A 13452-nucleotide genomic window follows, 5' to 3' on the forward strand; every position below is an offset into this window, starting at 1 on the left:
TGGTGGGAAAGCCAGTGTACGCCCGCGCTTACGACAATGAAATGAAAAAAGCCCGCGCCTTGGCCGCGCGGGCTTGCTTGTCGGCAGGGCCAAGGCCTAGCCGTTGATCTCCTCGGCGCGGTGGCAGGCCACCATCCGCGCATCCAGCTCGCGCAGCTGCGGCACCTCGCTCTTGCAGCGCTCGTTGGCATGCGGGCAGCGCTTGTGGAAGGCGCAGCCGGACGGCGGATTGAGCGGGCTGGGCAGCTCGCCCTCGATCTTGATCTTGACGCGGCGGTCCTCCGGATGGATGGACGGCGTCGCCGACAGCAGCGCCTGGGTGTACGGGTGCAGCGGCCGGTCGTAGACGCGGTCCTTGGCGCCCACCTCCACCGCGCGGCCCAGATACATCACCATCAGGTCGTCGGCCACGTGCTCCACCACCGCCAGGTTGTGCGAAATGAACACATAGGCGGTGTTGAACTCTTCCTGCAGGTCCATGAACAGGTTCAACACCTGCGCCTGGATGGATACATCCAGCGCCGAAGTCGGCTCATCCGCCACCACGATCTTCGGGTTCAGCATCATGGCGCGGGCGATGGCGATGCGCTGGCGCTGGCCGCCGGAGAACATGTGCGGATAGCGGAAGTAGTGCTCCGGACGCAGGCCGACGCGGGCCATCATGCCCCTGACCTTCTCTTCCCGCTCCTTCGCCGACAGCTCGGTATTGATCAGCAGCGGCTCGGACAGCTGGTCGCCGATTTTCTGCCGCGGGTTCAGGGAACCGTACGGGTTCTGGAACACCATCTGCACCTTGCGCCGCATCGCCTTCAGCTCGGCGCCGCCGGCCTTGGCCGCATCCTGGCCGTCGAGGATCAGCGAACCGGAAGTCGGCTGCTCGATCAGCGTCAATTGGCGCGCCAGCGTGCTCTTGCCACAGCCTGACTCGCCGACCACCGCCAGCGTGCGGCCGGCCGACAATTCGAACGATACGCCGCCCAGCGCCTTCACCTGCGCCTTGGGCTTGAGCCAGCCCTGCGCCACATCGTAGTAACGGGTCAGGTCCCGCGCTTGCAAAACGCTAGTCATGCTGCTTCTCCTTGGCCAGCAACGGGTAGTGGCAACGCACCGCGCCATTCGGCTGCGGCGTGAGTCCCGGCCGCTGGCTGCGGCAGTTCTCCTGCACATACGGACAACGCGGCGACAACAGGCAGCCGCTCGGACGGTCGTATTGTCCGGGCACGATGCCGGGCAACGTCGCCAGCCGGCGCGCGCCCTTGCTGTGCTCCGGAATCGACGACAACAGCGCCTCGGTATACGGATGGGCCGGCTGGCGGAAAATGCCGGGCACGCCGCCCACCTCCGCCGACTGGCCGGCGTACATCACCACCAAGCGCTGCGCGACTTCGGCCACCACGGCCAGATCGTGGGTGATCAGGATCAGCGCCATGTTCTGGCTCTTCTGCAGACTCACCAGCAGCTCCATGATCTGGGCCTGGATAGTGACGTCGAGCGCGGTGGTCGGCTCGTCGGCGATCAGGAGCTTGGGGTTGCAGGCGATGGCCATCGCGATGGCCACGCGCTGGCTCATGCCGCCGGACAGCTGGTGCGGATAGGCGTCCAGCCGCGAAGCCGCGGCCGGAATCTCCACCTGCTGCATCAGTTCCAGCGCGCGCGCCTTCAAGGCGGCGCCGCGCAGGCCCTGGTGCACTTTCAGCACTTCCATGATCTGGTAGCCGACGGTATAGCTGGGATTCAGCGCCGTCATCGGATCCTGGAAGATCATCGAGATATCCTTGCCGACGATCTTGCGGCGGCCGCGCGCGGAGATGGTCAGCAAGTCTTTGCCGTCGAAGCTCAGCTCGTCGGCGACGATGCGGCCCTGGCCTTCCAACAGGCCCATCATCGCCATCATGGTGACCGATTTGCCGGAGCCGGACTCGCCGACGATGCCGACGATTTCCCCTTGCGCCACAGTCAGGTCCAGCCCCTCCACCGCGCGGAAGGGATTTTTCTCGGCGCCGAACTCCACCGACAGATTCTTGATTCGCAACAGACTCATGTTTCTTATCCTCAGGCGGCGCGCTTCAGCTTCGGATCCAGCGCGTCGCGCAGGCCGTCGCCCATCAGGTTGATCGCCAGCACCGACAGCAGAATGGTCAGGCCTGGCAGCGTCACCACCCACCAGGCGCTCTCGATGTAATCGCGGGCCGAGGCCAGCATGGTGCCCCACTCGGCGGTCGGCGGCTGCACGCCCAGGCCCAGGAAGCCCAGCGCGGCGATTTCGAGAATGGCCGAGGAAAAGCTCATGGTGGCGTGCACGATCAGCGGGGCCATGCAGTTGGGCAGCACGGTGACGAACATCAGCCGGAACAGGCCGGCGCCCGCCACCCGCGAAGCCACCACGTAGTCGCGGTTCAGCTCGGTCATCGCCGAGGCGCGGGTCAGCCGCACGTAAGCCGGCAACGACACGGTGGCGATGGCGATCATCGCGTTGGTCAGGCCGGGGCCGAGGATGGCCATGATGGCCACCGCCAGCAGCAGGGACGGCAACGCCATCATGATGTCCATCAAGCGCATGATGGAAGCGCCCAGCGCCTTCGGGAAAAAGGCGGCCAACAGCCCCAGCACCACGCCGGGGATCAGCGCCATCAGCACCGACATCAGGCCGATGAACAGCGACAGTCTGGCGCCGTGGATCAAGCGTGACAGGATGTCGCGGCCCAACTCGTCGGTGCCGAACAGGAACTGCACGCTGCCGCCGGCCTCCCAGGCCGGCGGGGTCAGCATGTGGTCGCGGTACTGCTCGATCGGGCTGTATGGCGCGATGACAGGCGCCAGCAGCGCACAGGCGACGATGAACAGCACGAAGATCAGGCCGGCGACCGCGCCCTTGTTGTGGGAAAAGCCCTGCCAGAACTCCTTCAGCGGAGACGGATAAGACAGCGCCAGGTCGGCCGGGGCCGCGTTTTGCTTGGTTTGGCTCATAATGCGTCCCTGCTTACTTGGCGTGACGGATGCGCGGGTTGGCGATGCCGTACAGGATGTCGACGATGAAGTTGGTGACGATCACCAGCGTGGCCACCATCAAAATGCCGTTCTGCACCACCGGGTAGTCGCGGCGGGCGATGGCGTCGATCAGCCATTTGCCGATGCCGGGCCAGGAGAAGATGGTCTCGGTCAGCACCGCGCCGCCCATCAGCGTGCCCACTTGCAGGCCGATCACGGTCAGCACTGGGATCAGCGCGTTGCGCAGCGTATGGATGAAGATGACGCGGGCGGGCGACAGGCCCTTGGCGCGCGCGGTGCGGACGTAGTCCTCGCGCAGCACTTCCAGCATCGACGAGCGGGTCATCCGCGCGATCACCGCCAGCGGAATGGTGCCCAGCACGATGGACGGCAGGATCAGGTGGCTCAGCGCGCTCTTGAACGCGCCGGCGTTGCCTTCCGGATCGGCCATCTCGGCCAGATAGCTGTCGATCAGCATGAAGCCGGTGCGCGGATGGATGTCGAACATCAGGTCCATGCGGCCCGACACCGGCGTCCAGCCCAGCTTGACCGAGAAGAACATGATCAGGATCAGGCCCCACCAGAAGATGGGCATCGAGAAACCGGTCAGCGAAATGCCCATCACGCCGTGATCGAATAGCGAGCCGCGCTTGATCGCGGCCAGCACGCCGGCCAGCAAGCCCCAGACGACGGCGAACAACAGCGCCGACAGCGCCAGCTCCAGCGTGGCCGGGAACAGGGTCTTGAACTCGGTCCAGACGCCCACCTTGGTCACCAGCGATTCACCCAGATTGCCGTGCAGAAGGTTGGTGACATAGTCGAAATATTGCGCGTACAAAGGCTTGTCCAGCCCCAGACGATGCAGCGCCTCGGCGTGCAGTTTGGGATCGAGCGTGCGCTCGCCCACCATCACTTCCACCGGGTCGCCGGGAATCATGCGGATCAGGCCGAACGTGAGCAGCGTGATGCCGAAGAAGGTGGGCACCAGCAAGCCCAGCCTCCGCAGAATGAATGCAAACATGGATAAACCTCTCCTGGACGCAGGCGCGGCCTCGAACGCCGCGCGCGCCATCTAACCCAGACATCGCGTGCAAGGAATCGACACAGGAAAGGAAAACGGATCGCCTCTCGGCGAAGGGAGAAAAAAGGGTGCCGGGCAGCGGACAGGCAACTAAACCACCCACCAGCCTTAGCTGCAGCCACTGCCGCGGCGAGGAAAACGATATCAGCGTCCCTCTTCCCGCGGCTTGACGCAGGTCAAGCCGGCTGCAAGCCGCCCCTCCCGCGTTCCACTCCATTCCTGTGCAGATACTGCCATGTCGGCGCCGGCGCCCTCTCTGCCGGACGGCTGTCAACGCCTACACTTGTCGCCAGGCGGGGGGAGCGCGCTCCCCGCCGCCTCGTTCTGAAATAACGCCTTTTTCAGGCCAGCCTTACTTGATGCTGACGCCGTAGAAGGAGTTCATGCCGAACGGACTGACCTTGAAGCCCTGCACCGACTTCAGCATCGGCTGGTTGACGGTGGAGTGCGCGATGGTGGTGTAAGGCAGTTGCTGCTTCACGATCTCCTGCGCCTTCATGTACAGCTTGGTGCGTTCGGCGACGTTGGCGGTGGTCTTGCCCTTCTGGATCAGGTCTTCGAACGGCTTGTAGCACCACTTGGTGAAGTTGTTGCCGTTCAGCGCCTCGCAGCCCAGCTGGGTGCTCAGCCAATTGTCCGGATCGCCGTTGTCGCCGGTCCAGCCGATCAGCATCGCGTCATGCTCGCCCGCCTTGGAGCGCTTGATGTATTCGCCCCATTCATAGGAAGTGATCTTGGCCTTGACGCCGATCTTGGCCCAATCGGACTGGATCATCTCGGCCATCAGCTTGGCGTTGGGATTGTACGGGCGCTGCACCGGCATCGCCCACAAGGTGATCTCGAAACCATTGGGGTAGCCGGCCTTGGCCAGCAGCGCCTTGGCCTTGGCCACATCGTACGGCGCGTCCTTCAGGCTCTTGTTGTACGACCACTGGGTCGGCGGCATCGGGTTGGTCGCGGCTTGGCCGGCGCCCTGGTACACCGCTTGCAGGATGGCCTTCTTGTTGATGGACATGTCCAGCGCCTGGCGCACTTCCAGCTTGTCCATCGGCTTATGCCGGACGTTGTAAGCCAGATAGCCCAGATTGAAGCCTGCTTGCGAGATCACGTGCATTTTCGGATCCGCCTTCATCGCCGGGATGTCGGTCGGGCGCGGGAAGGTGGTGATCTGGCACTCGCCGGCCTTCAGCTTCTGGTAGCGCACCGAGGCGTCGGTGGTGATGGCGAACACCAGGTTGTCAACCTTGGGGCCATCCACTTTGTCCCAGTACTGCTTGTTGGCGACGAAACGGATCTGCGCGTCCTTCTGGTAGCGCTTGAAGATGAACGGGCCGGTGCCGACCGGCTGCTGGTTGATCAGCTGCGGCTTGCCGTCCTTCAGCAGCTTGTCGGCATACTCGGCCGACTGGATGGAGGCGAAGCTCATCGCCATGTTCTGCACGAAGGCGGCATCCACCTTTTTCAGGCCGAACTTGACGGTATACGGATCCAGCTTCTCGATCTTGACGATGTTCACGTCCATGCTCATGTCGGAGAAGTACGGGAACTCGGTCGGGTAGGCTTTGCGGAACGGATGGTTCTTGTCGATCATGCGGTTGAAAGTGAACAGCACGTCGTCGGCGTTGAAATCGCGGGTCGGCTTGAAGTAGTCGGTGGTCTGGAACTTCACGCCCTTGCGCAGATGGAAGGTGTAGGACAGTCCGTCAGCGGAAACATCCCATTTTTCGGCCAGGCCCGGCACTACCTTGGTGCCGCCGCGCTGGAATTGCACCAGCCGGTTGAATACGGTTTCGGCCGAGGCGTCGAAGTCGGTGCCGGTCGTGTACTGGCCGGGGTCGAAACCCGCCGGGCTGCCTTCCGAGCAGAACACCAGAGTACCCGCGGCATGCGCCGCCAATGAAGAGCCCGCGACCACGCCAGCAACCAGCAGCTTCTTGAAAGCTTGCATAATGTTTCCCTTTTCCTTTGTACAGACCGTTAAAGTCTTTTTCTGATAGTCAACCTGAGCCTTGAGACTTGGCTGGTGGGGGATACATTATGCACAGAGGGCGCTTTTGACAAGCGCCCTCTGGCTTTTTTATGCGGACGGCAGCCGCGATCGCGGCAGCCAAGGCGGCGGACTATCGCTTCTTCAGCACCACCGACCCGACGGAATAGCCCGCGCCGAAAGAAGAAATGACGCCGACATCCCCAGCCGCAAGATCATGCGAATGGAGATGGAAGGCGATGATGGAGCCGGCCGAACTGGTGTTGGCATAACGATCCAGAATCACCGGCGCCTCCACATTGTCGGCCTCGCGGCCCAGCACTCGCTTGGCGATCAGCTGGTTCATCGCCAGGTTGGCCTGGTGCAGCCAGAAACGGCGCACGCCCTCCGGCGCGATGTCCAGGCTGCCCAGATGCGCGACGATGTGCTCGCCCACCATCGGACACACCTCTTTGAATACCTTGCGTCCCTGCTGAATGAACAGCTTGTCCGGCTGGCCGACGCCGGCCTCGTCGCAGCGGTTCAGGAAGCCGAAGTTATTGCGGATATTGTTGGAGAACACCGTGGCCAGCTTGCAGCCCAGCACTTCGAAACGCTGCGCCGAAGTGGCCGCGTCGGCGCGCTCCAGCACCACCGCGGTGCAGGCGTCGCCGAAGATGAAGTGGCTGTCGCGGTCGCGGAAGTTCAGGTGGGCCGAGCAGATCTCCGGGTTCACCATCAGCACCGCGCGCGCCTGGCCGGTGGCGATGGCGCCGACCGCGGTCTGGATGCCGAAGGTGGCGGACGAGCAGGCGACGTTCATGTCGAAGGCGAAGCCGGCGATGCCCAGCGCCTGCTGCACCTCGATCGCCATCGCCGGATACGGGCGCTGCATATTGGAGCAGGCGACGATCACCATGTCGATGTCGGCGGCGGCGCGGCCGGCGGCTTCCAGCGCCTGGCGCGCGGCGGCCACAGCCATCTCGGCCTGCAGCGACACTTCGTCATTGCCGCGCTCCGGCAGATGCGGCGCCATCCGCGCCGGATCCAGCACGCCGCCCTTGTCCATCAGGAAGCGCTGCTTGATGCCGGAGGCCTTTTCGATGAATTCGGCGCTGGATTCGGCCAGTTCCGCCACCTCTCCCGCGTCGATGGCCGCCCGGTTGGCGGCATTGAAGTCGCGGACGTAGGCGTTGAACGCCTCCACCAGCTCGGCATTGCCGACGGCATGGGGCGGGGTGAACAGGCCAGTCCCGCTGATAACAACCTTATGCATGTTGATTTGTCCTTTTTCACCCGCGGGCGCGGGAGCAAACATGGCGGCCAGCCTATGCGGCCGAATATTGCCGCGATTTTACACAAGCCCCCGCAAAAAGTAAGAAATCCATAGCCCGCAACAAGTTAAACCTAGTAAAATGCTCGACTTTGCGGCATGCGGTGGCGGTTGCGCCTGACAAATACTTGACTAATTTAGTCGGATATTGGGTATAATCCGTACAGTACCACCACCCACCGGAACGAAAAACATCATGCGCCTCACCACCAAAGGACGTTTTGCCGTCACAGCCATGCTGGACCTCGCCATGCGCGAGGAAGGCGGCCCGGTCACGCTGGCCGGCATCAGCGAACGCCAAAGCATCTCGCTGTCCTATCTGGAGCAGCTGTTCGGCAAGCTGCGTCGCGCCGAGCTGGTCGACAGCGTGCGCGGTCCCGGCGGTGGCTACACGCTGGCCAAGGAGACGCACGAAATCACGGTGGCCGACATCATCGTCGCCGTGGACGAACCGGTGGATGCCACCCAGTGCGGCGGACGCGAAAACTGCCGCGGCAGCCAGCGCTGCATGACCCATGACTTGTGGACCAACCTCAACGTCACCATATTCGACTACCTCTCCAAGGTGAGCCTGGCCAGCCTGGTCGCCGAGCAGCACGCCAAGGAGACCAGCGTGGTGCAGGACAAGCGCGATAGCTGTAGCACCCCTCACCTTGCCGCTGCCAGCCGAGCCCTGTAAGCGCCCCGAAATCTTGTGGAGATTATGCAAATGAGCCAGCCCAAGCTGCCGATCTATCTGGATTACTCTGCCACCACGCCGGTGGACCCGCGCGTCGCCGAAAAAATGATTCCCTACCTGACCGGGAAGTTCGGCAACCCCGCCTCGCGCAGCCACAGCTTCGGCTGGGAAGCGGAGGAAGCGGTGGAAAACGCGCGCGCGGAAGTGGCCAAGCTGATTGGCGCCGATCCCAAGGAAATCGTCTGGACCTCCGGCGCGACCGAGTCCGACAACCTGGCGATCAAGGGCGCCGCCCAGTTCTACAAGAGCAAGGGCAAGCACCTCATCACCGTCAAGACCGAACACAAGGCGGTGCTGGACACCTGTCGCGAACTGGAGCGCCAGGGCTTCGAAGTCACCTATATGGACGTGCAGGAAAACGGCCTGCTCGACCTGGAAGCCTTCAAGGCCGCCATCCGCCCGGACACCATCCTGGTGTCGGTGATGTATGTGAACAATGAAATCGGCGTGATCCAGGATATTCCGCAAATCGGCGAAATCTGCCGCGGAAAAGGCATCATCCTCCACGTCGACGCCACCCAGGCGCCGGGCAAGGTCAAGATCGACCTGAACACGCTGAAAGTGGACCTGATGAGTCTGTCCGCGCACAAGGCTTACGGCCCCAAGGGCATCGGCGCGCTGTACGTGCGCCGCAAGCCGCGCGTGCGCCTGGAAGCGCAGATGCACGGCGGCGGCCACGAGCGCGGCTTCCGCTCCGGCACCCTGGCCAGCCACCAGATCGTCGGCATGGGCGAAGCTTTCCGCATCGCCCGCGAGGAAATGGACGGCGAATGCGAACGCATCCGCATGCTGCGCGACCGCCTGTGGAACGGCATCAAGGACATGGAAGAGGTCTACATCAACGGCGACATCGACCAGCGCGTGCCGCACAACCTCAACGTCAGCTTCAACTTCGTCGAAGGCGAGAGCCTGATCATGGCCATCAAGGATCTGGCCGTGTCCAGCGGCTCGGCCTGCACCTCCGCCTCGCTGGAGCCGTCCTACGTGCTGCGCGCGCTGGGACGCAACGACGAGATGGCGCACAGCTCGATCCGCTTCACGCTGGGCCGCTTCACCACCGAGGAAGAGATCGACTTCACCATCGCCCTGCTGAAGTCCAAGATCGGCAAGCTGCGCGAGCTGTCGCCGCTGTGGGAGATGTTCAAGGACGGCGTGGACCTGAATAGCGTTCAATGGGCGGCCCACTGAGCCGATAACGGATTATCGGCCGCGGCAACTCCAACCGCCGCGGCCCGCAGGAGAAAAGACATGGCATATAGCGAAAAGGTAATGGACCACTACGAGAACCCGCGCAACGTGGGTTCCTTCGACAAAGGCGACGACAGCATCGGCACCGGCATGGTCGGCGCGCCGGCCTGCGGCGACGTGATGAAGCTGCAGATCAAGGTGGGCGCGGACGGCGTGATCGAAGACGCCAAGTTCAAGACCTACGGCTGTGGCTCCGCCATCGCCTCCTCGTCGCTGGTGACTGAGTGGGTGAAGGGCAAGTCGCTGGACGAGGCGCTGACCATCAAGAACACCGCCATCGCCGAAGAACTGGCGCTGCCGCCGGTGAAGATCCACTGCTCCATCCTGGCCGAAGACGCGATCAAGGCCGCGGTGGAAGACTATAAACAGAAACACGGCAAGTAAACCGGGGAACGGTCATGGCACTTACTCTCTCCGAACGCGCCGCCGCCCACATCAGCGCCTTTATCGCCAAGCGCGGCAAAGGCCTGGGCGTGCGCCTGGGCGTGAAAACCTCCGGCTGCTCCGGCATGGCCTACAAGCTTGAATTCGTCGATGTCGCCAGCGACGACGACGTGCGCTTCGACAGCCACGGCGTCTCGATCTTCACCGACGCCAAGAGCCTGGCCTACCTGGACGGCACCGAGCTGGACTACGCCAAGGAAGGCCTGAACGAGGGCTTCAAGTTCCACAACCCCAACGTCAAGAACGAGTGCGGTTGCGGCGAGAGCTTCAACGTCTGACCCCTCGCGGCCGGGCGGAGCGTTGGCGCGGCACGCGTCATCCTCCGCCTTGCGCTTTTGCCGGCCGCCCAGCCCCCTGCCTTTCTGGAAGCCTGATGAACACCGATTTCAGCCAAGACTTCTTCAGCCTGTTCGGCCTGCCGCGCCGCTTCGCCATCGACAGCGCCCTGCTCGACAACGCCTGGCGCGCCGCCGCGGCCCAGGTGCATCCCGACCGCTACGCCGCCAGCCCCGATGCCGAGAAGCGCAGCGCGCTGATGCTGTCCACCCGCGTCAACGAGGCTTACCGCACGCTGAAATCGCCGCTGTCGCGCGCCCGCTACCTGCTGCAACTGTCCGGCGTGGACACACAGGAAGAGAGCAATACCGCAATGCCGGGCGACTTCCTGATGGCCCAGATGGAGTGGCGCGAAGACATAGACGATGCCCGCCGCGACCTCGCCCGGCTGGAAGCGCTGTCCAGCCGGCTGCGCGCCGAAGCCAATGCGCTGCAGGCGGCGCTGGCACAGGCGCTGGACAGCCGCGCCGACTTGGACGGCGCCACGGTTCTGGTGCGAAAATTGCGATTCATGGAAAAGCTGGACCAGGAAATCGGCGACGCCATCGAAAGCCTGCTGGACTGAAACCGGCCGCGACGCCGCCCTGAGCAACGACACAAAGACCACCACGACATGGCTCTACTGCAAATCGCCGAACCCGGCCTCTCCGCCGCTCCCCACCAACACCGTCTGGCCGTGGGCATAGACCTGGGCACCACCAACTCGCTGGTCGCCACCGTAAAAAGCGGCTCCGCCGTCGTGCTGCCGGACGAGCACGGCTGCAGCCTGCTGCCGTCGGTGGTGCGCTACGTCGACGAAGGCGAGCCGGAAGTGGGCTACGAGGCGCAGCGCGAACAAAACCGCGATCCGCACAACACCATCGTCTCGGTCAAACGCTTCATGGGCCGCGGCCTGTCCGACCTGAAAGACGCCGGCAGCCTGCCCTACCGCTTCGTCGACGCCCCCGGCATGGTGCAACTGCACACCCGCGCCGGCGTGAAGAGCCCGGTGGAAGTGTCGGCCGACATCCTGCGCGCGCTGAAGGTCCGCGCCGAAGCGAGCCTCGCCGGCGAGCTGACCGGCGCGGTGATCACCGTGCCCGCCTATTTCGACGACGCCCAGCGCCAGGCCACCAAGGACGCGGCCCGCCTGGCCGGCCTCAACGTGTTGCGCCTGTTGAACGAACCGACCGCCGCCGCCATCGCCTACGGCCTGGACAACGGCAGCGAAGGGACTTATGTGGTGTACGACTTGGGCGGCGGCACGCTGGACGTGTCCATTCTCAAGCTCAGCCGCGGCGTGTTCGAAGTGCTGGCCACCAGCGGCGACTCCGCGCTGGGCGGCGACGACTTCGACCACCGCGTGTTCTGCTGGGTGCTGGAAAGCGCCGGCCTGTCCGGCCTGTCCGCTCACGACATGCGCCTGCTGCACACCCGCGCCCGCGAAGCCAAGGAAGCGCTGACCGACCACGCCGGCACCCGCATCACCGCGATACTGTCCGACGGCCAGACGCTGGATCTGGAACTGGACCAAGCCACCTTGCACGCCATCACCAAAACGCTGGTGGACAAGACGCTGCTGCCGGTGCGCAAGGCGCTGCGCGACGCCAAGATCACGCCCGAAGACATTCAAGGCGTGGTGATGGTGGGCGGCGCCACCCGCATGCCGCACGTGCAAAAAGCCGTCGCCGACTTCTTCGGCCGCGCGCCGCTGACCAATCTGGACCCGGACAAGGTTGTCGCGCTGGGCGCCGCCATCCAGGCCAATGTGCTGGCCGGCAACAAGCAGGACGACGAGTGGCTGCTGCTCGACGTGCTGCCGCTGTCGCTGGGCATCGAGACCATGGGCGGCCTCACCGAAAAGATCATCCCGCGCAACAGCACCATCCCGGTGGCGCGCGCGCAGGACTTCACCACCTTCAAGGACGGCCAGACCGCGATGTCGATCCACGTGCTGCAGGGCGAGCGCGAACTGGTGTCCGACTGCCGCAGCCTGGCCAAATTCGTGCTCAGCGGCATTCCGCCGATGGTGGCGGGCGCCGCGCGCATCCGCATCACTTTCCAGGTGGACGCCGACGGCCTCTTGGCCGTCACCGCGCGCGAGCAAACCTCCGGCGTGGAGGCCAGCATCGAGGTCAAGCCGTCCTACGGCCTGTCCGACGACGAGATCAGCCGCATGCTGACCGAATCGATGAGCCATGTGCAGGAAGACATCGAAGCGCGCAAGCTGCGCGAAGCCATCGTCGACGCCGACAGCCTGGCGGAAGCCACCCGCAACGCGCTGGCCGCCGACGGCGACCTGCTCTCCGACGCCGAGCGCGCCGAGGTGGAAACCGCGGTCGCCGCCATCGCCCAGGCGATCGCCGGCAATGTGACCCGCCGCATCAACGAGGCCACCGCCGCGCTCAACCACGCCACCGAAACCTTCGCCGCCCGCCGCATGGACCGCAATATCCAGCGCGCGCTGAAGGGCCACAAGATTACCGATTTGTAAGGATACGCCCCCATGCCGCGCATCATCGTACTGCCCCACGCCGACCTATGCCCGGAAGGCGCCGTGATAGACAACGCCGAAACCGGCCAGAGCATCTGCGACGTGCTGCTGGCCCACGACATCGAGATCGAGCACGCCTGTGAGATGTCCTGCGCCTGCACCACCTGCCACTGCATCGTGCGCGAAGGCGGCAACTCGCTGAACGAGGCCGACGAACTGGAAGAAGACTTGCTGGACAAGGCCTGGGGCCTGGAAGCCCAGTCGCGCCTGTCCTGCCAGGCCATCGTCGCCGACGAGGACCTGGTGATCGAGATTCCGCGCTACACCATCAACCACGCCCGCGAACATCACTGAGCCAGGAGACGCGCAATGAAATGGACCGACGTCAACGACATCGCCATCGAGCTGGCCGATGCCCATCCGGAAGTGGACCCGAAAACCGTCCGCTTCGTCGACCTGCACAACTGGGTGGTGGAGCTGCCCGGTTTCGATGACGACCACAGCCGCGGCGGAGAACGCGTGCTGGAAGCCATCCAGCAAGCCTGGATAGACGAGGCGGAATAATCCCATCCTCCTGACCGGCCGCGAGCGGCGCTCCCCGCCCCAGCCATAGCTCGCGCCGGCGCCTTCCCTTCCCGCTCGACACTCCCCTTTCCGCATCGCGCAGCGCGCCGCAGCCACGCCACCAACCCAAGTTTCTCCTGTCAGCCGACTCCCGCCCCGCCCTCCGGCAGCGTCAGCGCTCGCGCTCCGCTCCTGCGCGCCGAATCCGCTCTCTAAAAAATCCAAAATAAATATTAATTTGGATTGACCAATGTCAAACATTGTCTAAAATGACAAATTC

At 64.1% G+C, this 13452-nt stretch carries 14 protein-coding genes; 8 read left to right on the plus strand and 6 right to left on the minus strand.

From position 1 onward, the window contains the following. Nucleotides 1–96: 96 nt before the first annotated feature. The 6 genes from U6115_RS19125 to U6115_RS19150 all read right to left on the minus strand — a co-directional run bounded on the left by U6115_RS19125 (nt 97) and on the right by U6115_RS19150 (nt 7311). Complete coding sequence (locus U6115_RS19125; RefSeq protein ID WP_043580532.1) at nt 97–1068, minus strand: peptide ABC transporter ATP-binding protein; 972 nt, start codon at nt 1066–1068, stop codon at nt 97–99. Beyond that, nucleotides 1061–2041, minus strand: coding sequence for an ABC transporter ATP-binding protein (locus U6115_RS19130; protein ID WP_043580530.1), 981 nt, complete (start codon nt 2039–2041; stop codon nt 1061–1063). Before U6115_RS19130 ends, U6115_RS19125 begins: the two co-directional genes overlap by 8 nt. Before the next feature lie 11 nt (nt 2042–2052). Continuing rightward, nucleotides 2053–2967: an ABC transporter permease subunit gene (locus U6115_RS19135; RefSeq protein WP_043580528.1), complete on the minus strand. Its 915-nt coding sequence runs from the start codon at nt 2965–2967 to the stop codon at nt 2053–2055. 13 nt (nt 2968–2980) lie between these two features. Beyond that, a complete protein-coding gene (locus tag U6115_RS19140; RefSeq protein ID WP_043580527.1) occupies nt 2981–4009 on the minus strand; it encodes an ABC transporter permease subunit in 1029 nt (342 codons plus the stop codon). Nucleotides 4010–4421: 412 nt separating this feature from the next. Then, nucleotides 4422–6017: an ABC transporter substrate-binding protein gene (locus tag U6115_RS19145; protein ID WP_043580525.1), complete on the minus strand. Its 1596-nt coding sequence runs from the start codon at nt 6015–6017 to the stop codon at nt 4422–4424. A gap of 172 nt (nt 6018–6189) precedes the next feature. Further along, nucleotides 6190–7311, minus strand: coding sequence for a beta-ketoacyl-ACP synthase III (locus tag U6115_RS19150; RefSeq protein WP_043580523.1), 1122 nt, complete (start codon nt 7309–7311; stop codon nt 6190–6192). Nucleotides 7312–7564: 253 nt separating this feature from the next. Here U6115_RS19150 and iscR point away from each other — a divergent pair, with 253 nt between their 5' ends. The 8 genes from iscR to iscX all read left to right on the plus strand — a co-directional run bounded on the left by iscR (nt 7565) and on the right by iscX (nt 13172). Beyond that, nucleotides 7565–8047, plus strand: a complete 483-nt coding sequence (gene iscR / locus U6115_RS19155) for a Fe-S cluster assembly transcriptional regulator IscR (protein WP_043580521.1) — start codon at nt 7565–7567, stop codon at nt 8045–8047. Nucleotides 8048–8077: 30 nt separating this feature from the next. Then, on the plus strand, nt 8078–9295 hold the full coding sequence (locus tag U6115_RS19160) for an IscS subfamily cysteine desulfurase (RefSeq protein WP_043580519.1): 1218 nt from the start codon (nt 8078–8080) through the stop codon (nt 9293–9295). A gap of 60 nt (nt 9296–9355) precedes the next feature. Beyond that, nucleotides 9356–9739 carry a Fe-S cluster assembly scaffold IscU gene (gene iscU, locus U6115_RS19165; protein ID WP_043580517.1) on the plus strand — a complete coding sequence of 128 codons (384 nt, stop codon included), beginning with the start codon at nt 9356–9358 and terminating at the stop codon, nt 9737–9739. Between the two features lie 14 nt (nt 9740–9753). After that, nucleotides 9754–10077, plus strand: coding sequence for an iron-sulfur cluster assembly protein IscA (gene iscA / locus U6115_RS19170; RefSeq protein WP_043580516.1), 324 nt, complete (start codon nt 9754–9756; stop codon nt 10075–10077). Nucleotides 10078–10172: 95 nt separating this feature from the next. Further along, on the plus strand, nt 10173–10700 hold the full coding sequence (hscB, locus tag U6115_RS19175) for a Fe-S protein assembly co-chaperone HscB (RefSeq protein WP_043580513.1): 528 nt from the start codon (nt 10173–10175) through the stop codon (nt 10698–10700). A 48-nt stretch (nt 10701–10748) separates the two neighbouring features. Continuing rightward, nucleotides 10749–12608: a Fe-S protein assembly chaperone HscA gene (hscA, locus tag U6115_RS19180; protein ID WP_043580511.1), complete on the plus strand. Its 1860-nt coding sequence runs from the start codon at nt 10749–10751 to the stop codon at nt 12606–12608. Nucleotides 12609–12620: 12 nt separating this feature from the next. Beyond that, complete coding sequence (gene fdx / locus U6115_RS19185) at nt 12621–12962, plus strand: ISC system 2Fe-2S type ferredoxin (protein WP_043580509.1); 342 nt, start codon at nt 12621–12623, stop codon at nt 12960–12962. A gap of 15 nt (nt 12963–12977) precedes the next feature. Next, nucleotides 12978–13172: a Fe-S cluster assembly protein IscX gene (gene iscX, locus U6115_RS19190; protein ID WP_043580506.1), complete on the plus strand. Its 195-nt coding sequence runs from the start codon at nt 12978–12980 to the stop codon at nt 13170–13172. Nucleotides 13173–13452 lie beyond the last annotated feature (280 nt).

It is taken from the genome of Chromobacterium subtsugae (assembly GCF_035919665.1).
Taxonomy (GTDB): Bacteria; Pseudomonadota; Gammaproteobacteria; order Burkholderiales; family Chromobacteriaceae; genus Chromobacterium; species Chromobacterium subtsugae.

Excerpts from the sequence above, each read along its gene's own strand:
- iscR (WP_043580521.1), top strand. The coding sequence starts at position 7,565 with ATGCGCCTCACCACCAAAGGACGTTTTGCCGTCACAGCCATGCTGGAC.
- iscX (WP_043580506.1), top strand. The coding sequence starts at position 12,978 with ATGAAATGGACCGACGTCAACGACATCGCCATCGAGCTGGCCGATGCC.
- U6115_RS19135 (WP_043580528.1), bottom strand. The coding sequence starts at position 2,967 with ATGAGCCAAACCAAGCAAAACGCGGCCCCGGCCGACCTGGCGCTGTCT.
- U6115_RS19160 (WP_043580519.1), top strand. The coding sequence starts at position 8,078 with ATGAGCCAGCCCAAGCTGCCGATCTATCTGGATTACTCTGCCACCACG.
- iscA (WP_043580516.1), top strand. The coding sequence starts at position 9,754 with ATGGCACTTACTCTCTCCGAACGCGCCGCCGCCCACATCAGCGCCTTT.
- U6115_RS19130 (WP_043580530.1), bottom strand. The coding sequence starts at position 2,041 with ATGAGTCTGTTGCGAATCAAGAATCTGTCGGTGGAGTTCGGCGCCGAG.
- U6115_RS19145 (WP_043580525.1), bottom strand. The coding sequence starts at position 6,017 with ATGCAAGCTTTCAAGAAGCTGCTGGTTGCTGGCGTGGTCGCGGGCTCT.
- fdx (WP_043580509.1), top strand. The coding sequence starts at position 12,621 with ATGCCGCGCATCATCGTACTGCCCCACGCCGACCTATGCCCGGAAGGC.
- hscA (WP_043580511.1), top strand. The coding sequence starts at position 10,749 with ATGGCTCTACTGCAAATCGCCGAACCCGGCCTCTCCGCCGCTCCCCAC.
- iscU (WP_043580517.1), top strand. The coding sequence starts at position 9,356 with ATGGCATATAGCGAAAAGGTAATGGACCACTACGAGAACCCGCGCAAC.
- U6115_RS19140 (WP_043580527.1), bottom strand. The coding sequence starts at position 4,009 with ATGTTTGCATTCATTCTGCGGAGGCTGGGCTTGCTGGTGCCCACCTTC.
- hscB (WP_043580513.1), top strand. The coding sequence starts at position 10,173 with ATGAACACCGATTTCAGCCAAGACTTCTTCAGCCTGTTCGGCCTGCCG.
- U6115_RS19150 (WP_043580523.1), bottom strand. The coding sequence starts at position 7,311 with ATGCATAAGGTTGTTATCAGCGGGACTGGCCTGTTCACCCCGCCCCAT.
- U6115_RS19125 (WP_043580532.1), bottom strand. The coding sequence starts at position 1,068 with ATGACTAGCGTTTTGCAAGCGCGGGACCTGACCCGTTACTACGATGTG.